The sequence below is a fragment of the Actinoallomurus acanthiterrae genome (assembly GCF_054775715.1).
Map to the genome: position 1 here is coordinate 7,931,459 of NZ_BAAHCO010000001.1, position 19,365 is coordinate 7,950,823.

The 19,365-nt window shown below is 69.9% G+C and carries 21 protein-coding genes; 8 read left to right on the plus strand and 13 right to left on the minus strand.

All coding sequences use genetic code 11. The features are described from left to right. The 5 genes from ACYVF7_RS37425 to ACYVF7_RS37445 are packed head-to-tail and all read left to right on the plus strand — an operon-like array spanning position 1 to position 4,398. A complete protein-coding gene (locus tag ACYVF7_RS37425; RefSeq protein WP_460350031.1) occupies positions 1–216 on the plus strand; it encodes a V-type ATP synthase subunit F in 216 nt (71 codons plus the stop codon). Beyond that, a complete protein-coding gene (locus tag ACYVF7_RS37430; RefSeq protein WP_460350033.1) occupies positions 213–764 on the plus strand; it encodes a hypothetical protein in 552 nt (183 codons plus the stop codon). The genes ACYVF7_RS37425 and ACYVF7_RS37430 overlap by 4 nt, the downstream gene beginning before the upstream one ends. Continuing rightward, the gene (locus ACYVF7_RS37435; protein WP_460358338.1) at positions 736–2,430 is read left to right on the plus strand and encodes a V-type ATP synthase subunit A; all 1,695 of its coding nucleotides are present in this window, start codon (positions 736–738) and stop codon (positions 2,428–2,430) included. Before ACYVF7_RS37430 ends, ACYVF7_RS37435 begins: the two co-directional genes overlap by 29 nt. Continuing rightward, positions 2,420–3,772 carry a V-type ATP synthase subunit B gene (locus tag ACYVF7_RS37440; RefSeq protein WP_460350035.1) on the plus strand — a complete coding sequence of 451 codons (1,353 nt, stop codon included), beginning with the start codon at positions 2,420–2,422 and terminating at the stop codon, positions 3,770–3,772. Before ACYVF7_RS37435 ends, ACYVF7_RS37440 begins: the two co-directional genes overlap by 11 nt. Next, on the plus strand, positions 3,769–4,398 hold the full coding sequence (locus ACYVF7_RS37445) for a V-type ATP synthase subunit D (RefSeq protein ID WP_460350037.1): 630 nt from the start codon (positions 3,769–3,771) through the stop codon (positions 4,396–4,398). The genes ACYVF7_RS37440 and ACYVF7_RS37445 overlap by 4 nt, the downstream gene beginning before the upstream one ends. Here the strand turns inward: ACYVF7_RS37445 and ACYVF7_RS37450 are convergent, their stop codons facing one another. Beyond that, entirely contained in the window at positions 4,399–4,905 is a 507-nt protein-coding gene (locus tag ACYVF7_RS37450; protein WP_460350039.1) for a flavodoxin domain-containing protein, read from the minus strand. Between the two features lie 56 nt (positions 4,906–4,961). Beyond that, positions 4,962–5,798 (minus strand): universal stress protein, encoded by an 837-nt coding sequence (locus ACYVF7_RS37455; protein WP_460350041.1) that lies wholly within the window; start codon positions 5,796–5,798, stop codon positions 4,962–4,964. 308 nt (positions 5,799–6,106) lie between these two features. Between ACYVF7_RS37455 and ACYVF7_RS37460 the strand changes: the two genes are divergently transcribed. Together ACYVF7_RS37460 and ACYVF7_RS37465 are read left to right on the plus strand one after the other, a co-directional pair. Continuing rightward, on the plus strand, positions 6,107–6,514 hold the full coding sequence (locus ACYVF7_RS37460) for an Hsp20/alpha crystallin family protein (protein WP_460350043.1): 408 nt from the start codon (positions 6,107–6,109) through the stop codon (positions 6,512–6,514). 82 nt (positions 6,515–6,596) lie between these two features. Then, positions 6,597–7,349 (plus strand): HAD family hydrolase, encoded by a 753-nt coding sequence (locus ACYVF7_RS37465; RefSeq protein ID WP_460350045.1) that lies wholly within the window; start codon positions 6,597–6,599, stop codon positions 7,347–7,349. A 26-nt stretch (positions 7,350–7,375) separates the two neighbouring features. Here ACYVF7_RS37465 and ACYVF7_RS37470 read toward each other — a convergent pair whose 3' ends face one another. The 5 genes from ACYVF7_RS37470 to ACYVF7_RS37490 all read right to left on the minus strand — a co-directional run bounded on the left by ACYVF7_RS37470 (position 7,376) and on the right by ACYVF7_RS37490 (position 11,911). Further along, a complete protein-coding gene (locus ACYVF7_RS37470; RefSeq protein WP_460350047.1) occupies positions 7,376–8,050 on the minus strand; it encodes a CBS domain-containing protein in 675 nt (224 codons plus the stop codon). Positions 8,051–8,116: 66 nt separating this feature from the next. Beyond that, positions 8,117–9,118, minus strand: a complete 1,002-nt coding sequence (gene gap / locus ACYVF7_RS37475; RefSeq protein ID WP_460350049.1) for a type I glyceraldehyde-3-phosphate dehydrogenase — start codon at positions 9,116–9,118, stop codon at positions 8,117–8,119. A gap of 30 nt (positions 9,119–9,148) precedes the next feature. Further along, positions 9,149–9,754: a CBS domain-containing protein gene (locus ACYVF7_RS37480; RefSeq protein ID WP_460350052.1), complete on the minus strand. Its 606-nt coding sequence runs from the start codon at positions 9,752–9,754 to the stop codon at positions 9,149–9,151. 119 nt (positions 9,755–9,873) lie between these two features. Continuing rightward, positions 9,874–10,740: a universal stress protein gene (locus ACYVF7_RS37485; protein WP_460350053.1), complete on the minus strand. Its 867-nt coding sequence runs from the start codon at positions 10,738–10,740 to the stop codon at positions 9,874–9,876. Positions 10,741–10,804: 64 nt separating this feature from the next. Next, entirely contained in the window at positions 10,805–11,911 is a 1,107-nt protein-coding gene (locus ACYVF7_RS37490; RefSeq protein WP_460350055.1) for a universal stress protein, read from the minus strand. On the opposite strand from ACYVF7_RS37490, the gene ACYVF7_RS37495 reads away from it, so the two are divergent. Next, positions 11,910–14,318, plus strand: a complete 2,409-nt coding sequence (locus tag ACYVF7_RS37495; protein WP_460350057.1) for a glycoside hydrolase family 65 protein — start codon at positions 11,910–11,912, stop codon at positions 14,316–14,318. The genes ACYVF7_RS37490 and ACYVF7_RS37495 overlap by 2 nt on opposite strands. An 8-nt stretch (positions 14,319–14,326) precedes the next feature. On the opposite strand, the gene ACYVF7_RS37500 is transcribed toward ACYVF7_RS37495, so the two are convergent. Genes ACYVF7_RS37500 through ACYVF7_RS37525 form a run of 6 tightly spaced genes read right to left on the minus strand, consistent with a single transcriptional unit; the run spans position 14,327 to position 19,186 of the window. After that, on the minus strand, positions 14,327–14,779 hold the full coding sequence (locus ACYVF7_RS37500) for a hydrogenase maturation protease (protein ID WP_460350059.1): 453 nt from the start codon (positions 14,777–14,779) through the stop codon (positions 14,327–14,329). Further along, on the minus strand, positions 14,776–16,071 hold the full coding sequence (locus ACYVF7_RS37505; protein ID WP_460350061.1) for a Ni/Fe hydrogenase subunit alpha: 1,296 nt from the start codon (positions 16,069–16,071) through the stop codon (positions 14,776–14,778). The genes ACYVF7_RS37500 and ACYVF7_RS37505 overlap by 4 nt, the downstream gene beginning before the upstream one ends. After that, positions 16,055–16,816, minus strand: coding sequence for an NADH-quinone oxidoreductase subunit B family protein (locus ACYVF7_RS37510; protein WP_460350063.1), 762 nt, complete (start codon positions 16,814–16,816; stop codon positions 16,055–16,057). Before ACYVF7_RS37510 ends, ACYVF7_RS37505 begins: the two co-directional genes overlap by 17 nt. Continuing rightward, positions 16,817–17,620, minus strand: coding sequence for an FAD/NAD(P)-binding protein (locus ACYVF7_RS37515; RefSeq protein ID WP_460350065.1), 804 nt, complete (start codon positions 17,618–17,620; stop codon positions 16,817–16,819). Next, positions 17,617–18,105, minus strand: a complete 489-nt coding sequence (locus ACYVF7_RS37520) for a Crp/Fnr family transcriptional regulator (protein ID WP_460347376.1) — start codon at positions 18,103–18,105, stop codon at positions 17,617–17,619. The genes ACYVF7_RS37515 and ACYVF7_RS37520 overlap by 4 nt, the downstream gene beginning before the upstream one ends. Beyond that, positions 18,098–19,186, minus strand: coding sequence for a 4Fe-4S dicluster domain-containing protein (locus tag ACYVF7_RS37525; RefSeq protein WP_460350067.1), 1,089 nt, complete (start codon positions 19,184–19,186; stop codon positions 18,098–18,100). Before ACYVF7_RS37525 ends, ACYVF7_RS37520 begins: the two co-directional genes overlap by 8 nt. Between the last annotated feature and the right edge of the window lie 179 nt (positions 19,187–19,365).

A 19,365-nucleotide genomic window follows, 5' to 3' on the forward strand; every position in this document is an offset into this window, starting at 1 on the left:
ATGGCCAAAATCGCGGTGATCGGCGAGGAGGCCCGGGTCATCGGCTTCGGTCTGGCGGGGGCGGTGGTCCTGCCGGCCGAGGACCCGGCGGCCGTGCGCGCCGCTTGGCGGTCGCTGGGCGAGGACGTCGCAGTGGTCGTCTTGACCCCGCTCGCCGCACGGTGCTTGACCGACGAGACGGCGTCGTGGCCGCTCACGGTGGTAATGCCGTCATGAGCGAGGCGGTGGCGGCGCAAGGAGGCGGTTCTCCGCACCCGGACGAGCGGGAGGCACCGGCCGGTACCTCCCCGGTCCGTTGGTTCCTGCTGCGGAAGTCGCGGCAGGAGGCCGAGCGGGTCCGCGCGGCGGCGGCCACCGATGTCGACACACAGCTCGCACGGGCCCGTGCGGAGGCGGACGCGATCCTAGCGGACGCCCGGGCCGCCGGCGCCGAGGAGGGCACCGCGCTGGGCACCGCGGACCTGGCAGGGGCCCGCCGGCGGGCCCGGGCCATCGTGCTCGGTGCTCGCCGCGAGGCCTACGAAGAGCTGGTCCGCCGAGCCCGCGTCGCAGCGTCCGCGCTGCGAGACGACCCGGTGCTGATGGGGCACCTGCGGACCGTCGCCCGCGATTTGGCCGGACCCGGCGCACAGGTCACCGAGCACGCCGACGGGGGGTTCGTCGCCGTCGGGCCGGGCACCCGCGTCGACTGCTCGCTTCCGGCGCTCGCGGACCGCGCGGTCGACGCCTTGGGCGCTGAGGTGGAGCGACTATGGGCGCCCTGACGCGTGTCAACGGCCCGCTCATCGAGGTGGCCGGGCTGCCGGGACTGGCGATGTTCGAACTGGTCGGGCTCGGGCCGGCGTCCCGGGCGAGGTCGTCGCGATCCGGGGCGACCATGCGACCGTGCAGGCGTACGAGTACACGGGCGGACTACGCCCCGGCGATCCGGTGGTGGCCTACGGTGAGCCGCTGTCCGCGTGCCTCGGGCCTCACCTGCTGGGCGGGGTGTTCGACGGGCTGCTGCGCCCGCTGTCCGGCGCCGGCACCTGGCTCACGGGCGCCCGTACGTCCCCGGACGGCCGGGAGTGGCGTTTCTCCCCGCTCGTCGCGGCCGGCGATGACGTCGGCGCGGGAACCCCGGTCGGCACCGTGCGGACGGCGGGCGCACTGACCTACCACGTGCTCGCCGACGCGTCCGGCCGGGTGCTCGCGATCCGCCCGGCCGGGGCATACGGCCCCGGCGATCCGGTCGCGAACGTCGGAGGCCACGAGGTCACGCTGACGCGCCGGCGGCCGGTACGGCGTCCGGCGCCGTACCGGGAGCGTGTGGATGAGATCGTTCCGCTGGTCACGGGCCAGCGGGTCGTCGACCTGCTGCTGCCGGTCTCCCGGGGCGGCACGGTCGCGGTGCCCGGCGGGTTCGGCACCGGCAAGACGGTGCTGCTCCAGCAGATCGCCAAGTGGTGCGATGCGGACGTCGTCGTGTACGTCGGCTGCGGGGAGCGCGGAAACGAGATGGCCGATGTCGTGGCGGAACTGGCCGAGCTGGACGACCCGCGAACCGGCGGGCGGCTCTCGGACCGCACCGTAGTGATCGCGAACACCTCGAACATGCCGATGATGGCGCGGGAGGCGAGCATCTACACGGGTGTGACGGTCGCCGAGCACTTCCGGGACATGGGCTACGACGCCGTCGTCATCGCCGACTCCACCTCCCGCTGGGCCGAGGCGCGACGGGAGTTCGCCTCGCGCAGTGGCGCGCTGCCCGCGGAAGAGGGCTACCCGGCCGATCTGGCCTCCGCGCTGGCCGCCTTCTACGAGCGGGCCGGACGGGTCACCACGCTCGCCGGACGCACCGGCTCCATCACGGTCATCGGGGCGGTGTCCCCACCGGGCGGGGACATGACCGAGCCGGTCACCGCGCACACACAGCGGTTCGTACGGTGCCTGTGGAGCCTGGACCGCGACCTCGCCTACGCCCGTCACTACCCTGCGGTCTCGTGGAGCGCGTCGTTCGCCCGTGACGCCGGGGCGATCGCGGGCTGGTACGCCCGACACGGGCATCCGGGCTGGGGCGAGCGCCGCGCCCGGCTGGCGTCGCTGCTGGCCGAGGCGGACCGGCTGGCGCTGCTGGCCGAACTCGTCGGCGCGGCCGCTCTGCCAGCCCGCGAGCGGGTGACACTGCTGGCCGGGCGGCTGCTGCGGGAGGGCGTACTGCAGCAGAGCGCGCTGAGCCCTATGGACGCCTTCTGCGGCACGGAGCGGGCCGTCGCGCTCACGGACTCGGTCCTGGGCGTCATCGGCCGCTGTGAAGCCCTGGCCGCTCGCGGGGTGCCCGCCGAACAGGTCGAGGGGAACGACTTCTCCCCCCTGCTCCGGGCCAAGGACGAGACGGCGAACCCGGACGCCGTACGGGTGCGGGCGGAGGCGATGCCGGATGAGGCCTGAACTGGAGTACACCGACATCGCGGAGCTGCGCGGTCCCCTCATCATCGTGCGCCGCACGTCCGGCGTCGGCTGGGACGAGTTCGCACGTATCAGGCTGGACTCGGGCGAGGAGCGGCACGGCCTCGTGCTGGAGGTCGATGGCGATCTCGCCGTGGTGCAGGTCCTGGAGGGCACCGAGTCGATGGCGCCGGACGGCACGCGCGTGGCCTTCACCGGAAGCCCGCTGCGGATCCCGGTCGGCCAGGGCTGGCTGGGCCGGGTCTGTGACGGCCGTGGCGAGCCTCGCGACGGCGGGCCACCCGTGTTCGGCGGCACCACCGCTCCGGTCGGCGGAGCTCCGCTGAACCCCACTGTCCGGCAGCCACCCGCAGAGCCGGTGCTCACCGGCGTGTCCGCGATCGACGCGCTCACCACCCTCGTGCGGGGCCAGAAGATCGCGATCTTCTCTTCGGCCGGCCTCCCCCACCTCGAACTCGCCGCGCAGATCGGCGCCCAGGCGAACGCCGGAGGCGAGCCGTTCAGCGTCGTGTTCGCCGCCATGGGCCTCACCCACGCCGACGCCGCGACCGTACGGGACGCGCTCGAGAAACGCTCGGCCGCCGGTGAGCTCACCCTGCTGCTCAATCTGGCCGACGACCCCGTCATCGAACGGGTTCTCACCCCCCGCCTGGCCCTGACCATCGCCGAGGGCCTGGCCTTTACCGGCGGGCGGCACGTCCTGGTCGTCATGGCCGACATGACGAGCTACTGCGAGGCATTGCGCGAGGTCTCGGTCGCGCGCGGCGAGATCCCCGCTCGGCGTGCCTACCCCGGCTACCTCTACAGCGACCTCGCGTCCCTGTACGAGCGCTGCGGAAGGATCCGCGGCATGCCGGGCTCGATCACCGTGCTCCCGGTGCTGACCATGCCGGCCGGCGACATCACGCACCCGGTGCCCGACCTCACTGGATACATCACCGAGGGCCAGATCGTCCTCACGCCCGACCTCGGCATCCATCCCCCGGTCGACGCGCTGTCGTCGCTGTCCCGGCTGATGCGTTCCGGCGTCACACCGCTGCACATGGACCTGGCCGCACAGATCCTCGCCGCGCTCGCCCACGCCCGGCAGGCCCGCGAACTCGCCGAACTCGTCGGTGCGTCCGCGCTCAGCCCGGCGGACCGGCGCCATCTCGACTTCGAACGGGCCTTCAACGAGCGTGTCGTGGCCCAGCGCCCAGACGAGAAACGGGAACTCGCCGAGACCTTCGACCGCGTCTGGCAGGCACTCGCCGCGCTGCCACGCCGCGAGCTCACCATGATCGCGGCAGACGTGCTGGACGCCCACCACCAGGAGCCGGCATGACGACACTGTCACGCATCCCGCCCGGCCGCGCCGGACGGCTGTGGCTACGCCGGCGCCTGACCACCGCCGAACGCGGCCTCGACCTTCTCCAACGCAAACTCCGCATCCTCACCAGAGAGCACGAACGACTCGTGCTGGAGGCCGAACGCGCGACCGCCGAATGGACTGCGGCGTGCGAGGAGGCCGACGCCTGGCTGCTGCGGGCGGCGCTGGCGGGCGGGCGCCGCTCCCTCCGGCACGCAGCCGAGCCGGCCGATGTCACCGTGCACTGGACATACGCGATGGGCACCGGCTATCCCGAGCGCGCGACGTGCGCACTGCCGGCGCTCCCGCCCTCGCTGCCCTGTTCCGCCGCGCTCGTCCGAGCCCGGAGAGCCTGTCGCACCGCACTCGAGACGGCCGTCCGCCACGCGGCGGCACAGGAGGCGGAACGCGTCCTGGCCCAGGAGGTCACCATCACGCGCCAGCGGATCCGGGCCCTCGAGAAACGCTGGATTCCCCGGCTGGCAACGGCGATCGCCGACATCGACCTTGCACTCGAAGAGATGGAGCGCTCTGACGCGGCCCGTCTGCTGCGTGCCGCACCGCGCGGCCGTACGGGCATCGGGCGGGGACCGTGGTCGTGATCAGACCTTCCGCACGGTTCGGCTGGGGAGGTCCGCGGCGATCCGCCGCGCCCACGCCCGCACCGCCTTCTCATCGCGGTAGTCCCCTGCGACACGCTTGGCCATCGCGGCGGCCGGGAACCCACGAGCGTCCCGCGGCAGCCGGCCACCGAAGGTGACGTGGCCCCGGGCACCGATCCGCTCGGCCAGCCTCTGCACCCCACGAACGGGAGGCGTCTCCTGCTCGCCCGCGGCTCCGCCGAGCGGACCGCTGCTGAACAGCCAGACCGGCATCTCCCTCAGGACATGCGCCTGTCTCCGGGCCAGACGACGCGCGTCACGCTGCCATCGGCCCACGTAAACGGCGCCCCCTAGGACCACAGCGTGGTACGGGGTCACCTCACGCACCGACCGCGCATCACACACGTCCACCCGGAGGCCCGCACTCCTCAGCTCCTCGCCGATCCAGTGTGCGATCTCCGCGGTTCCTCCGTGCCTTGACCCGTAGGCCACCAATACCTGGGTCATGACGACGACCTCCTCTCCGCTTCTCAGCAGACCCCACGACCGGTCGCCGTCAACGTTCAGCGAGCCTTCTCTGAACGCTGAACGGCCACCGGACAGTCCGCCTGGTGCAGTACGGCTTGACTCACCGAGCCCAGCAGCAGGCCCCGGAATCCGCCGCGGCCGCGCGAGCCGACTACGAGGAGATCGGCGTCCGCGGAGGCGTTGATGAGGGCCTCGCCCGGGTGGGCGGTCACCGTGGTCAGTTCCGCGGGGACATCGGGAAAGCGTCCACGCTGCTGGGCCATCGCGTCGCTGATACCGCTGTCCTCCTCGTCCACCGGGTGGTGGACGGCATGGATCGCGGTGAGCCCCGCCCCGCGGAGGTTGGCCTCCTCGAACCCGTACCCGAGTGCCGCCAGCGAGGACGCGGAACCGTCCACTCCCACGACGATCCGTTGCGCCTTGTGCTCCCGGCCCCGTACGGCCACGACGGGACACGCCGCTCGCGCAGCGAGCTCCACGCCCGTGGATCCCAAAAACAGCGCTCCGACGGCGCCGAGGCCACGCGAGCCGACCACCACCAGAGACGCCTTGGCCGCCTCCTCGAGCAGAACAGGGACGGGAGCCCCATCTATCACCGCCGACTCGACTCCGAGCTCAGGAGCCCGGGCCTCCGCATGACGTACGGCGGTGCGAACGATCTGCCTCGCGATTCCCATCAGGTCATCCAGCCGAGAGCCCGGCAACGGTGCACCGAGGGGCACATAAAGGTGTGGCCAGGCGAACACGTGAACGATGCGAAGCGGGCAGCGACGCAGTTCCGCCTCGCCCGCAGCCCAGTCGACGGAGGCAAGGCTCTCCTCAGAGCCGTCCACGCCGACGACCACAGGTTTCACCATCGATCCAGCGTCCATCTCGGCCTCCTTAAGTCACCTCCACCCCATCAGCGGCGGGACGGCCTTGGGCAGGGACCAACGGCCCGAACCGGGCCGCCATCGGCCCTTTGGACATCGGGCCATGGCGTCTCGTCGGAATCCGCGTTGAGCGATGGCGCGGCCGCAACGGTCTCGGAGATCGGGTGTGGGTCGGTGTTTCTCCTGCAACCGGAACGCTGACACATGCCGGAAGGGACCGAAGTCCTAGCGCGTAGGGGAAGTCCGCCTCTACAGCGCGGTGCACGGTTCACCTGGAATGGAGGTACCGCCGAGGCGAGGAGGAAGCGATGGGAACGCCAATGCGCAGAGAGGCCAGGTTGCCTGAACTGTTCGACCTCTTGGAGATGCCGTTCACGACGCTCCGGCCGTTCACCGGGCAGGCCATCCGGGTCGAGGAGTATGTCGATGATGACAAGTTCGTGATCCGAGCCGAGCTTCCCGGCATCGACCCGGACAGAAACCTCGAGATCAGCGTCTCGCGGGGGATGCTGACGATCCGCGCGGAACGCGAGGAGGAACACGAAGGGCGCCGTCACTCCGAATTCCGCTATGGCACCTATGAGCGTCATATCCGGCTGCCGGAGAACATCAAGGACGAGGACATCAAGGCGACCTACGACAAGGGCATCCTGACGATCACCGTGCCGCTTCAGGAGGCCAAGGAGGCCAGCCGCCGGATTCCCATCGAGCACTGAGCCGCACTGATGCCGGCGTCGGGCACCGACGCCGCCGACGGCATGCAGGTCGGCCAATCGGCGTACTGGACAGGAGACCGCCATGAAGACGACGCCCGATCAATGCGTGCTCGGCGCCGACATCGCCGCGATCATCTTCGGGGTCGACGGAGTCATCATCGACAGCGGCCGAGCGTCGGCCGCCGCGTGGAAAGCGGTGCTGGACCCGTTCCTGCGCTCGTACGCCAGGACTCAGGAAAGTGAGTACACGCCGTTCCAGGTTCCTGACGACTACCTAGGGACCATGGTCGGCAAGCCACGAATCGGCGCGGTACGCGACTTTCTCGCGTCTCGGGAGATCACATTGCCCTATGACGATCTCCGAGGCCTGGCGGGACGCGCGGAGGAGTTCTTTCTCACCGAGGTCCGCCACAACGGCATCGCCCCCTTCGCCGAAACCGTGGCCCTGATTCGCTCGGCACGCCGGCACAGGCTTCGCACAGCCGCGGTCTCCGTCGACTGGTACGCCACGGAGTTGCTCACCAGAGCGGGCGTCGCGGACCTGTTCGACGTACGACTGGACGGCCTGGACGCCCCAGGAACAGGACTGCCCATGCATCCCGAACCCGGCCTGTTCCTGGAGACGGCCTTGCGGCTGAGGACGTCACCGGCGCGGACCGCCGTCGTCGAGGAATCACTCGCCGGCGTGTCGGCTGGACGCCATGGCGGGTTCAGGCTGGTGGTCGGGGTCGATCGCACCGGCCAGGCCGCCGAGCTCCGCGAACACGGCGCGGACGTGGTGATCGCCGACTTGTCCAGGATGGGCTTCCTCACAGAACCCGCCATGGCGGGATGATCCTCACAAAACCCAGTTGATCACGGTCACATGGACGGCACGGCACCCACGAACATGTCGTCCACGTCATAGGCGAGCCGCGCGTTCGCCGACACGACGCCCTCGACCTGACGTACGGCGTGCAGCAGGACCGGGATCTGCGAGCGGCGCGTGACGTGTCCTTCCGCGGTCACGCGGCCGTCTTCGACGATGATCTTGATTCGTCCGCGGTCCAGCGGCAATTCCCTGGCGACGACTTCGTGGAAGACGTCGCGCCGGATGTCGGCGTCCGGGCGACGGTAGGCGCTCAGCACGTCGGCGCGTCCGACGATGCCGACGAGACGCCCGGTCGCCGGATCGATCACGGGAAGCCGGCCCACTTTGCGCTCATGCATCGTCCGTGCGGCGTCCTGGATGGTCGCGGACGCCGACACGGTGATGGGCGGTGCGGTCATCAGCTTGGCGGCCGTGACCGCCTCAGCCTTGCGCTGCTCTCGCAGGCGTCCGGGCATCAGGTGGATGTCCTCGGTAGCGGTCGGATCGGCCTCCTTGAACAGCAGGTCGCTCTTGGAAACGACCCCGCGGACCTGCCCGGTCATGTCCAGGACCGGCACGGAGTTCACCTTGCCACGGCACATGATCTCGACGATCTGTTTGAAAGGGGTCTCCTCTTCGACCGCCACGACGTCCGTCGTCATGACGTCTTTCACTTGGGTATGCACGGCCTCGTCCTCCTCTGCATCCCGATTCGCGGCCTTGCGGGTGATCTCCGCGGTCCGTGGCCTTCTTCACGCCGTAGGGGCGGCCATGTACTCGATCAGGTCCGCGAGACGGTTGGTGTAACCCCACTCGTTGTCGTACCAGCCGAAGACCTTCACCAGTTCGCCGTCGGCCTGGGTGAGTGAGGAGTCGAAGACGCAGGACGCCACCTGGCCAATGACGTCACGGGAGACGATCGGGTCGGTGGTGTAGCGGATGATGCCGGACATACCGCTCGCGGCCGCCGCGGCGAACGCGTCGTTGACCTCCTCGGTGGTCACCGGCCGGTCGAGCAGGCAGGTCAGATCGACCAGCGATCCGTCCTCGACGGGCACGCGCAGCGCCATGCCGTCGAAACGGCCCGCCAACTCCGGGATCACCTCGCCCACTGATCTGGCCGCGCCCGTGCTGGTGGGAATCATGTTCACCGCGGCGGACCGGGCGCGACGAAGATCCTTGTGCGGGCCGTCGAGAAGCACCTGGTCATTGGTGTATCCGTGGATCGTCGTCATATAACCCTTGGCCACGCCGAAGGCGTCGTGCAACACCTTGGCCATCGGTGCCACGCAGTTCGTCGTGCACGAGGCGTTCGACACGACGTCGTGCCGCGCTGGATCGTACGTGCGCTCGTTGACGCCCATGACGAGCGTCGCGTCGACGCCCTTGCCCGGCGCGGACAACACGACCTTGTGCGCGCCCGCCTTCAGATGCCGAGCGGCGTCCTCACGACGGCGGAACCGACCGGTCGACTCGATCACCAGGCCCACACCGTGCGCGGCCCAGTCGAGAGCGGCCGGGTCACGTTCGGCCGACACGACGATCGCGTGGCCGTCGACAACGATCGCCGAGTCATCGTGCCCGACATCGTGCTCGAGCGGGCCGTAAGTGGAGTCGTACTTCAGCAGATGCGCCAGTGTGGCGGGGCCGGTGATGTCGTTGACGGCCACGACCTGATGTCCACGTTTCAACGCGCACCGCAGGTAGTTCCGCCCGATGCGGCCGAACCCGTTGATGCCGATGCGGGTTTCCATCCTTGACCTCCCGAGAAAAAGGGCGTCGGCTTACGGGCGATGTACGACCCGGATGACGCCGGGCACCGTGCGGGCGATCACGTCGGCGATCCGCGCCGTCCTGTCATCGCCGTCGCCACGCAGCTCGACGATTCCCTCGTGGACGGCCACCCGCGTGGTCGCCGTCTCCGCGGACAGTTCCCTGAGGGCCGCGCGCACGTCGTCGCGGATCCGCTCATCGCCCTCGGCCAGGATTCCCATCAGGTCACGCCGGCTGACGATGCCGATCAGGTCGGCGTCGCGCAGGACGGGGACGCTCTTCACCCCGGTCGTGATCATCATGTCGACGAGCTTCAGGACATCGTCGGTCTCCCGCACGGTCCGCACGTTCGGGTTCATGACCTCCTCCACAACGGCCGGCGGTGGCGACTCCGGCTGTGCGGCGGGACGGAGGTAGGCGCGCGGATCCGCCTCGAACTCCCTACGCAGCAGGTCCATCTCACTCACGATCCCGACCATCCGCCCGTCGTCGTCGACGACCGGAGCGGCGGTGATGTCCCGCTCGTACAACAGACGGACCGCCTGCTTGACCGTCCACCCCCGCGGCACGGTCACCACAGGCATCGTCATCACCTCACGGACCAGCACTGCGACCACCTCCAGAATCCATCGGATCCCGCCCGGGACACGGCCGCCAGAGGCCGAAGGTCCCGTGGAAGGCGTCTTTGCGACATGCCGGCCACGGAGTTCCCGGCCGCGGCCGGCGCCGCGTCGAGTCAGCCGGCGGAAGGCACGACGGCCAGCGGGCAGTGTGCGTGGTGCAGCAACGCGTGGCTGACCGACCCCAGCAGCAGACCGGCGAAGCCACCCCTGCCCCGGGTACCGACCACGAGCAGATCGGCGCGGGCCGACGCCCCGGCCAGGATCCGCACCGGGCGGCCGTGCTCGATCTCGGAGACAACCTCGACCTCGGGGAACTTCTCCTGCCAAGTGGCCAGCGACTTCTCCACCATGCGCAACTCCTCCTCGGCCACGATCTGGGGGTCATAGACCAGTGGCTGCATGTCACCTGGCCCTCGCGACCCGGGATGTGACCAGACGTGGACGGCGCGCAGCCGCGCCCTGCGCAACGCGGCCTCCTCGAACGCGAATCCGATCGCCGGCTCGCTGACCGCCGATCCGTCCACCCCCACCGCGACCTCCCGCCGCACCGCGGGCTCCAGGTCCCGTACGACCACGGTGGGGACCTTCGCGTGCGTGACGACCTGCAACGTGGTCGAGCCCAGCAGCAGACCGGTCGCCGCGCCCATGCCATGGCCGCCCAGCACGACCATCGCCGCGTCCCTCGACTTCTCCAGCAGCACACGGGCCGTCTGACCGGGCACGGTCTCCGCCTCGACCGCGACGCCGGGGACACGTTCGCGCGCGGCGGCCACCGCTTTATCGAGCAGGTCCTTGCCGCCGGTCAGCAGCCACGTCCGTACGGCGGCGAGCCGCGGATCGACCGGCGTGTCGTACAACCACTCGGCCTCGGCATAGACGATCCGCAGGGGGAGGCCCCGGCGCCCTGCCTCATCGGCGGCCCACTCGACCGCGCGCAGGCTCTGGTCCGATCCGTCGGTTCCGACGATGATCGCGTTCATGATCGCCCCTCTCTTTGTCCGACCTGTTAAGACGACCGAGATTCGTGACGGCTGATGTCCGACTTCATGAGGTGCGGCGACCCACGACGGCGACGGGGCAGTCGGCGTGATGAATGACGCCGTGGACCACAGAGCCGAAGCACCGGTTGTCGTGGCCGTGAGAGCCGACGACGAGCAGGTCGGCTCGGCGGGAGTACTCGGCGAGTCTCTCGACCGGGTGGCCGGGGAGCGGTTGCTCGATGACCTTGACTTCCGGGAACTTCTCTCGCCAGGGCGCGACCACCTGCCCCAAGAGTTCCTGCACCGCAGCGGTCGCCTGATGGATGGTGGCCGGATAAGCGCCCTCATACATTGCGGTCGGCACCGGCCAGGCGTGGACCGCTCGTACCCAGGCGCCGCGGATGGCGGCGGCCTCGAAAGCGTGTTCCAAGACGATTGCCGAATGGTCGGACAGATCGACACCCACCAGCACCTCACCGCGGCTCTCGTCGGTAGCGCCCCGGACGACGATCACGGGACACCGTGTATGCCCGGCGACCCGCAAGCTGGTCGAGCCCAGGAGGAGACCGCTGAAGCCGCCGAGTCCGCGATGGCCGACGACGACTTCGTATGCCTGTTCGGCCCGCGCGAACAATGCGTACACGGGGCCTTCCAAGATCAGCTCTGATGTGATCCTCAGTCCGGGGCGAGCCTTGGCGGCTCGGGCGACGGCTTCCGCGAGAACGCGTTCCCCGGCCTCGGTCAGGGACCCGGAGGACCCGACCCCGGGGTGGAAGGGAATGCTCAAACCCCAGTGTCCGAAGGCGTGCACGATGTGCAGCGGACGGCGCCGGCGTGCTGCCTCGTGCGCGGCCCACGCCACGGCGGTGGTCGCACGTGGTGAACCGTCGGTTCCCACAACGATCGAGTCCACAGCGATCTCCTCCAGACTCCATCGCACCGGTCCGGGACACGCGCCGCCAGAGGTCGAAAGTCCCGCAGAAGATGCCCGCGCGGCCTTGATTCCGCACGCCTCGGGATGCAGAAGACCGTGCCCGCCGAGAGGCCCAAGTCCGTCGCTGCCGACTCTGACAGGGACGGAAGTCCCGGGTGGGCGGGAAGTCCGCCTCTCCTGCGAGCAATGCCCGGCGGCTGGAATGAGGATGCAGACGAGGACGAGGAGGCAGGCCATGCAGGCCTGGCTTGTCACATATGACGGCTTCGATCCCGGCGAAGAACGGCTGCGGGAGGCGTTGTGCACGTTGGGCAACGGGTACTTCGCCACCCGTGGAGCGGCCCCGGAGTCGACCGCCGACGACGTGCACTATCCCGGTACCTATTTCGCCGGGTGCTATGACCGGCTGTCGTCGCCGCTGGCCGGACGGACGGTGGTCAACGAAGATCTTGTGAACGCGCCGAACTGGCTGCCGCTGACGTTCCGCGTCCAGGGGGGCGACTGGTTCGACGGCCGTCCTTCCGGTCTGCTCAGCAATCACCAGGAGCTGGACCTACGCAGGGGCCTGCTCACCCGGCGGCTACGTCACCGCGATGTCGACGGGCGTGTCACCGCCGTGGAGCAGGAGCGGCTGGTGTCCATGGACGATCCGCACCTGGCGGCGCTGCGGACCACGATCCGCGCGGAGAACTGGTCCGGATGGCTGGAGGTGCGTTCGGGTCTGGACGCCCGGGTGCGCAACAGCGGTGTCGCTCGCTATCGAGGGCTGGCCGACGCCCACCTCGTGACCCGCTCGACGGGAGGCGATGCGGGTCTGGTCTGGTTGGGGGCCGAGACGGTCACCTCGGCGGTTCGGATCGCCGAGGCCGCGCGCACGACCGTGACCGCTTCTGGGTCGATACGTCGTGAGACGCGGGATGGACCAGGGTGGATCGCGCAACACCTGGCCGTCCAGCTGCGCCAGGACGACGTGGTCACGGTCGAAAAGGTGGTGGCGCTGCACACCTCCCGTGACCGGGCCACCGGCGACCCACTGGGGACGGCCCGGCTGGGAGCCGAGCGTGCGCCGGATTTCGCGGAGCTGCGCGACAGGCACAGCCTCGCCTGGGACCATCTGTGGCGGCGCGCCCGGCTGGACGTCGGCGGTGGCGCAGCGCAGCACACCATCAACCTGCACTTGTTCCACCTGCTGCAGACGCTGTCCCCGCACACCGTGGGGCTCGACGTCGGCGTTCCCGCCCGCGGGCTGCACGGCGAGGCCTACCGAGGGCATGTCTTCTGGGACGAGCTGTTCGTGCTCCCCTTTCTCAGCCTGCGTTTCCCGGACGTCGTACGCTCGCTCCTGCTCTACCGCTGGCACCGGCTGCCGGCGGCACGCCGGGCGGCCCGGGAGGCCGGGCACACCGGCGCGATGTACCCGTGGCAGAGCGGCAGCGACGGCCGGGACGAGACCCCGCGCATGCACTTCAACCCGCGCTCGGCGCGGTGGCTGCCGGACAACTCCCGGCTGCAGCGGCACGTCGGCCTCGCGATCGCCTACAACGTCTGGCAGTACTACCAGGCCACCGGTGACGTCGATTTCCTGTCCTCGTACGGCGCGGAGATGCTCCTCGAGATCGCCCGGTTCTGGGCGGGCCTCGCCACCCTGGACACGTGCTCCGGCCGGTACGACATCCGCGGGGTGATGGGCCCCGACGAGTATCACGACGCCTACCCTGGCTCGGCCGGACCAGGTGTGGACAACAACGCCTACACCAACGTCATGGCGGCCTGGACACTGTGCCGCGTGCCCGATGTCCTGGCCTTGCTGCCCTCCGAACGCCGCGCGGAGCTTCTAGAGCGCCTGGACCTGCGGCCTGAGGAGATCGCGCGCTTCGATGACGTGAGCCGGCGGCTCCGGGTCGTCTTCCATGCCGACGGGATCATCAGCCAGTTCGAGGGATACGAGAACCTCGCCGAGTTCGACTGGGACGGATACCGGGCCAAGTACTGCGACGTCCGCCGGCTCGACCGCATCCTCGAGGCCGAAAGCGACACCACCAACCGCTATAAGGCCTCAAAGCAGGCCGACGTGCTCATGCTGTTCTACCTCCTGTCCGCCGACCAGCTCGCCGCCCTTTTCGAACGACTCGGCTACCCTCTGGACCGCGCCGCCATTCCGAAAAACATCGAGTACTATCTGGCCCGCACCTCTCACGGCTCGACGCTCAGCGCGATCGTGCACGCCTGGGTCCTGGCCCGATCCGACCGCGCCACCTCCTGGCAGTTCTTCCTACGCGCCCTCGACAGCGACCTGCACGACGTCCAAGGCGGCACCACAGCCGAGGGCATCCACCTCGGCGCCATGGCCGGCACCCTCGACCTCGCACAACGCTGCTACACCGGCCTCGAACTCCGCGACGACGTCCTCCGGCTCAACCCCCACCTTCCGCCCGGCCTGCCCGGCCTGGGCATGGAACTGCGCTATCACGGCCACTGGGGCATCCGCCTGCACACCGACCACAAAGGCACCCGGATCGGGCTGCGTAGATCGACACAGCCACCCATCCGGATCGCCGTCAACGGCGGACCCGTCACCACACTGCCAGCCGGGCGAACCGTCTGGTTCGCCACGGACGCCGAAGCGGCCGAAGAGATCGGGTGATGGTCGAATCACCCGTAATGTGCCACCTCTCGGGCGAGCGTGGTGATCCGGTGAGCGACCTCGGTGACGGCCTGGGCTACCGGTGGTGACAGGCCGGGGCCGAGGCTGAAGTCGGCGCCTTCGATGCTGTAGATCCGCAACCTGCCGGGCATTCGGTCGAGGGCCTCGCCCAGGCGCGTCGCGGTGCCGAGTCCCAGAGCATGGCTGCTGCTGGTGCCGGGGTGGACGCCGTCGATGGAGTCGAGTTCCCGGACGCGACCGGGCTGCCCCGAGGTGGTCTGTACGGCGTCGACCACGACGGCCAGGTCCGCCTCGGCCCATAGATCGATCAGACGGGCCGGCTCACCGTCGGAGACGGCGAGGGTCACGCCCTTCAGTCGCTGGTCGCGTAGCTCGCCGATCACGGCGGGGCCGGCGCCGTCGTCGCGGCGGAGGTCGTTGCCGACACCGATGACGATCACGCGCGCTCCACGGTCAGATCGAGAAAGTGCGCCGCGCAGGAGATGCACGGGTCGTAGCTGCGGATCGCCCGTTCGCATTCGGTGGTGAGCGCGGTGTCGTCGAGGTCGATGCGTTCCTGGACCAGGCGACGCAGGTCCTCCTCGATGGCTGCCTGGTTCTGCGAGGTCGGCGGCACGATCCGGGCCGAAGTCACCATGCCGTGCGCGTCGATGTCGTAGCGGTGGAACAGGACTCCGCGTGGCGCCTCGGTCGCGCCGTGGCCGCGGCCGGCCCGGGGCGGAAGTGGGACGTACGGCTGCGGCGGGGGTTCGTAGGCGGCGACGATGCGCAGGGCCTCCTCGATCGCGTGGACGACCTCGACAGCGCGGACGATGATGCTCTGCGAGGGGTTCCGGCACTGTCGGCCGAGCCGGGCGGTGGTTGCGGCCTCCCGCGCCAGCGGTGAGAGCCGGTCCCGGTTGAGCGCGAATCTCGCCAGCGGGCCGGTCAGGTACCGGCCTCCGTGTGCGAGCCGTGCGTGCAGGGCCGTGGAGTGCGGGACCTGACTCTCGATGAGCTGGTCTTCGAAGGCGGAGACTTCGAAGGTGGTGCCCGTGGTGGTTCGTGGTGTGCCGCCCTCGAGCGGGTAGTCCTCTCCGGTCAACGCCAGGAATTCGTGGTCGATCGTCAGGTCGGGAAAGTCGAAGCCGGCCACCCATCGGACGGTGCCGAGGGCGTCCTCCAGGGCCCGGTTGAGCGGTGGCACGAGCGGGGACAGCTCGGCCGGGGCCGGCGCCCGGTGGAAGCCGCCGATCCGTACATTGATCGGGTGGATGGCCCGGCCGCCGAGCAGCTCGATGATCGCGTTACCGGCCTTCTTGATCCGAAGACCGCGTTCGACCAGCGACCGGTTCTCTCGCGCCATCTCCACCGCGCTCGGGTGGCCGAGGAAGTCCGGGGCGTGCAGCAGGTAAATGTGCAGGGCGTGGCTCTCGATCCACTCGCCGCAGTACAGCAGCCGCCGCAGGTCGTTCAGCGGTCCGTCGACCGCGACGCCGCAGGCCGCCTCCACCGCCCGGCACGCGCTCAGCTGGTAGGCGACGGGGCAGATCCCGCAGATCCGGGCGGTGATGTCCGGGGGTTCGGTGTACGCACGACCGCGCAGGAACGCCTCGAAGAAACGCGGCGGCTCGTAGATGTTCAGCCGGATCTCCTCGACCCGGTCCCCCTCGATCCGCACGTAGAGCGCGCCTTCGCCCTCGACTCGGGCCAAGGCGCCCACGCTCAGGGTCCGTTCACGTCGGTGGGTCATCCGGTATTTCCTTGAACGCGGCGACGTTGAAGGTCGAGAACGCCCGGTCCATCTCCGGGCGTGACATACCGATGTTTCCCAGCCAGGTCTTCAGCGAACCCATGTTCGCCCTGGTCGCGGGCCCGAAGCAGCCGTAGCAGCCGCGTCCGTAGGCCGGGCAGATCGCTCCGCAGCCGGTGTGGGTGACCGGGCCCAGACACGGTGTGCCGTGGGCGACCATGACGCATACGGTGCCACGCATCTTGCATTCGAAGCACACCGGATGGTTCGGGATGCCCGGCTTACGCCCGGCGAGGTAGGCAGAGATCACCTCCAGCAGCTGCCCCCGGTCGATCGGGCAGCCACGAAGCTCGAAGTCGACCGGCACGTGCGCGGAGATCGGTGTGGAGTCGGCGAGCGTGGCGACGTACTCGGGCTTGGCGTAGACGACCGACCGGTACTCCTCGGCATCGGCGTAGTTCCGCAGCGCCTGGATGCCGCCCGCGGTGGCGCACGCCCCGATCGTGACCAGCGTCCGAGAGGCCTCCCTGACGTGCTGGATCTTCTCGGCGTCGGCCGGGGTGGAGATCGAACCCTCGACCAGCGACACGTCATACGGGCCCGCCACGACGGCGCTGGAGGCCTCCAGGAAATGCGCGATCTCGACCTCGCCCGCCAGTGCCAGCAGCTCGTCCTCACAGTCGAGGAGGCTGAGCTGGCAGCCGTCACAGGAGGCGAACTTCCACACCGCCAGCTTGGGCGCCATCTACCGCTCCTTCACGCTCAGCTGCGCGGCGGCGTCCCGATAGGCCACCACCGGGCCGTCCCGGCAGATCAGCCAGGGACCCAGCTGGCAGTGACCGCACCACCCGACGCCACAGCGCATATTGCGCTCGAGGGAGATCCGCACGTCGGCCATGCCCCGGTCGCAGAGCGCCTGCGCGGTCAGGCGCATCATGATCTCCGGACCGCAGACGAAGGCCGTGGCGTTCTCCGGGCCGGCGTCCACGAGTCCGAGTAGCGAGGTGATCAGTCCGACGTGGCCGGGCCAGCCGGCGCCGGCGCGGTCGACCGTCACCTCGACGCGTGCACCGCGCTCGCGCCACCGGTCAAGCTCGGCCCGGTACAGCAGGTCCGCAGGGGTGCGGGCGCCGATGAGGACCGTGATGGCGCCATAGAACTCACGATGCTCCAGGGCGTACAGCAGAGCCGGGCGCAGCGGTGCGAGCCCGATCCCGCCCCCGGCGAAGACCAGGTCCCGGCCGACCGCGTCCTCGACTCCCCAGCCGACGCCGTACGGCCCCCGGACGCCGACCATCCGCCCGGGCCCACTCCCGGCCAGCGCACGGCTGACCGCGCCGACGTCACGGACCGTCTGCTCGATCACTCCTCCGGTACGGCTGACGGAGATCGGCGCCTCCCCGACGCCGAACGCGTACAGCATGGTGAACTGGCCGGGCCGGACCCGCGGGATCGGCGCACCGCACGGCTCCAGGACGAGCGTCGCGGTGTCGTGGGTCTCCTCCCGCCGTTCCGTCACCCGGTACGGGACCGGCGTCATGGCCGTCATACCTCACGCCCCAACGGCGCGCCGTACAGGTCCAGCAGCCGCATCCGGGTGTTCTGCAGCCGGTCGAGCATGACCGCGGTGAACCGGCGGGTGAGCTCGTACCCCAGCGCCGGATCCTTCGCGCACATCTCCCGCACCGCCCTCGCGTCCAGCCGGATCGCGCGGACCGGCTCGGCCGCGACGGCCCCGAACCGCCACTCATACGGCGGGAACAGCCACGACCAGCCCAGCACCGTACCCCGCCCGAGCGACTCCACGATCACGGTGCCACGGCCCGGAATGTGCAGATCCAGGGCGACCCGGCCGGCCTGGATCAACCAGAACCGGTCCGCGGAACCACCCTCCTCGAAGAAGCGGTGCCCGGCTGGCACGTCCTCGTAGCACGCCACCGAGGCCAGCCTCGCGATGTGGTGCTCCGGCATGTCACGGACGAAGGCGTGGCAGGTCAGCGCCGAGCCCGGCAGTGCGTGCGGCCGCTCACCCATCGCTTTCCTCCCGGAGTGCGGCCACCTCTTCGGTCAGGTCGATGCCGACCGGGCACCACACGATGCACCGCCCGCATCCGACGCATCCCGAAGAACCGAACTGGTCATGCCACGTCCCGAGCTTGTGGGTGAGCCACTGGCGGTAGCGGCTCTTGGTCGACGTGCGCACGCTGCCGCCCTGCAGATGGGAGAAGTCCAGGTCGAAGCAGGAGTCCCAGCGCTGCCACCGCTCGGCGTGGTCGCCGGTCAGGTCCGTGACGTCCTCGACGGTCGTGCAGAAACAGGTCGGGCAGACCATCGTGCAGTTACCGCAGGTGAGACAGCGTGAGGCCACATCGTCCCAACGGGCCGCCTCCAGACTTCCGGCCATCAGCTCCCGCAGGCCTTCGGCGGGCATCTCCCGGCCCATCCGGCCGGCTGCCGCGTCCACCTCCGCCCGCGCCCGCGTCTCGGTCACCGCGTCCGCCTCCTGGCGTTCGATCCGCGCGAGCACGCCGGCCCCGGCGTCGCTGCCGACGTCGACGAGGAATCGTCCCTCCCCCGTGAACTCGGTCAACGCCAGGTCATAACCGGAGTCGGCCCCCGGCCCGGTCCCCATGGAGGCGCAGAAACACGTCTCCCCCGGCTCGGTGCAGTTGACGACGATGATGAACACACCGTCCCGGCGCGCGGCATAGGCATCGTCGGAGTTCCCGCCACCGGCGAGAACCCGATCGAGGATCCCGATGGCCCGCAAATCGCAGGGGCGTACCCCCAGGAAGGCGTAACGCGGAGGCTTCTCCCTGGCCTCACTGATCTCAAAACCGTCATCGGTACGGCGGGCGTCCCACAGCTTAGAACGCGGCGGGTGCAGGAACGGCTTCCACGACTGCGGCCCCGCCGAATGGGCGAACGCCGCGGAGTCCGCACGACGCCGGATCCGGTACCCACCCGGCTCCAGCGCGACGCCCCAGCCGTAAGGAAGATCGTTTGCCGACGCCAGCTCCGCCAGCACGATCGCCCGGTCACGAACCGTCGGACCGATCACCGTATAACCCGAATCGATCAGCGCAGCGTGCAGCCCGGCCAAGCCATCGAGCATCCAGGCCATATCCGTGCCCCCGCGCGCCGTGTCTCTCCTCCTTCAGCCTCGCGGAGGGCCGACCGGCCTAGGAGGGTCCAAAGTCCCCTGTACCCAGGCCGCTCGGCCCTCTCACCAGCCCCGGTTCCGCAGCTTGTCGGCAGCGCGCCAGCCGGACATGCCGGGCACGACCGATGGCG

Excerpts from the sequence above, each read along its gene's own strand:
- ACYVF7_RS37425 (WP_460350031.1), top strand. The coding sequence starts at position 1 with ATGGCCAAAATCGCGGTGATCGGCGAGGAGGCCCGGGTCATCGGCTTC.
- ACYVF7_RS37430 (WP_460350033.1), top strand. The coding sequence starts at position 213 with ATGAGCGAGGCGGTGGCGGCGCAAGGAGGCGGTTCTCCGCACCCGGAC.
- ACYVF7_RS37440 (WP_460350035.1), top strand. The coding sequence starts at position 2,420 with ATGAGGCCTGAACTGGAGTACACCGACATCGCGGAGCTGCGCGGTCCC.
- ACYVF7_RS37445 (WP_460350037.1), top strand. The coding sequence starts at position 3,769 with ATGACGACACTGTCACGCATCCCGCCCGGCCGCGCCGGACGGCTGTGG.
- ACYVF7_RS37450 (WP_460350039.1), bottom strand. The coding sequence starts at position 4,905 with ATGACCCAGGTATTGGTGGCCTACGGGTCAAGGCACGGAGGAACCGCG.
- ACYVF7_RS37455 (WP_460350041.1), bottom strand. The coding sequence starts at position 5,798 with ATGGACGCTGGATCGATGGTGAAACCTGTGGTCGTCGGCGTGGACGGC.
- ACYVF7_RS37460 (WP_460350043.1), top strand. The coding sequence starts at position 6,107 with ATGGGAACGCCAATGCGCAGAGAGGCCAGGTTGCCTGAACTGTTCGAC.
- ACYVF7_RS37465 (WP_460350045.1), top strand. The coding sequence starts at position 6,597 with ATGAAGACGACGCCCGATCAATGCGTGCTCGGCGCCGACATCGCCGCG.
- gap (WP_460350049.1), bottom strand. The coding sequence starts at position 9,118 with ATGGAAACCCGCATCGGCATCAACGGGTTCGGCCGCATCGGGCGGAAC.
- ACYVF7_RS37485 (WP_460350053.1), bottom strand. The coding sequence starts at position 10,740 with ATGAACGCGATCATCGTCGGAACCGACGGATCGGACCAGAGCCTGCGC.
- ACYVF7_RS37495 (WP_460350057.1), top strand. The coding sequence starts at position 11,910 with ATGCAGGCCTGGCTTGTCACATATGACGGCTTCGATCCCGGCGAAGAA.
- ACYVF7_RS37490 (WP_460350055.1), bottom strand. The coding sequence starts at position 11,911 with ATGGCCTGCCTCCTCGTCCTCGTCTGCATCCTCATTCCAGCCGCCGGG.
- ACYVF7_RS37505 (WP_460350061.1), bottom strand. The coding sequence starts at position 16,071 with ATGACCCACCGACGTGAACGGACCCTGAGCGTGGGCGCCTTGGCCCGA.
- ACYVF7_RS37510 (WP_460350063.1), bottom strand. The coding sequence starts at position 16,816 with ATGGCGCCCAAGCTGGCGGTGTGGAAGTTCGCCTCCTGTGACGGCTGC.
- ACYVF7_RS37515 (WP_460350065.1), bottom strand. The coding sequence starts at position 17,620 with ATGACGGCCATGACGCCGGTCCCGTACCGGGTGACGGAACGGCGGGAG.
- ACYVF7_RS37520 (WP_460347376.1), bottom strand. The coding sequence starts at position 18,105 with ATGGGTGAGCGGCCGCACGCACTGCCGGGCTCGGCGCTGACCTGCCAC.
- ACYVF7_RS37525 (WP_460350067.1), bottom strand. The coding sequence starts at position 19,186 with ATGCTCGATGGCTTGGCCGGGCTGCACGCTGCGCTGATCGATTCGGGT.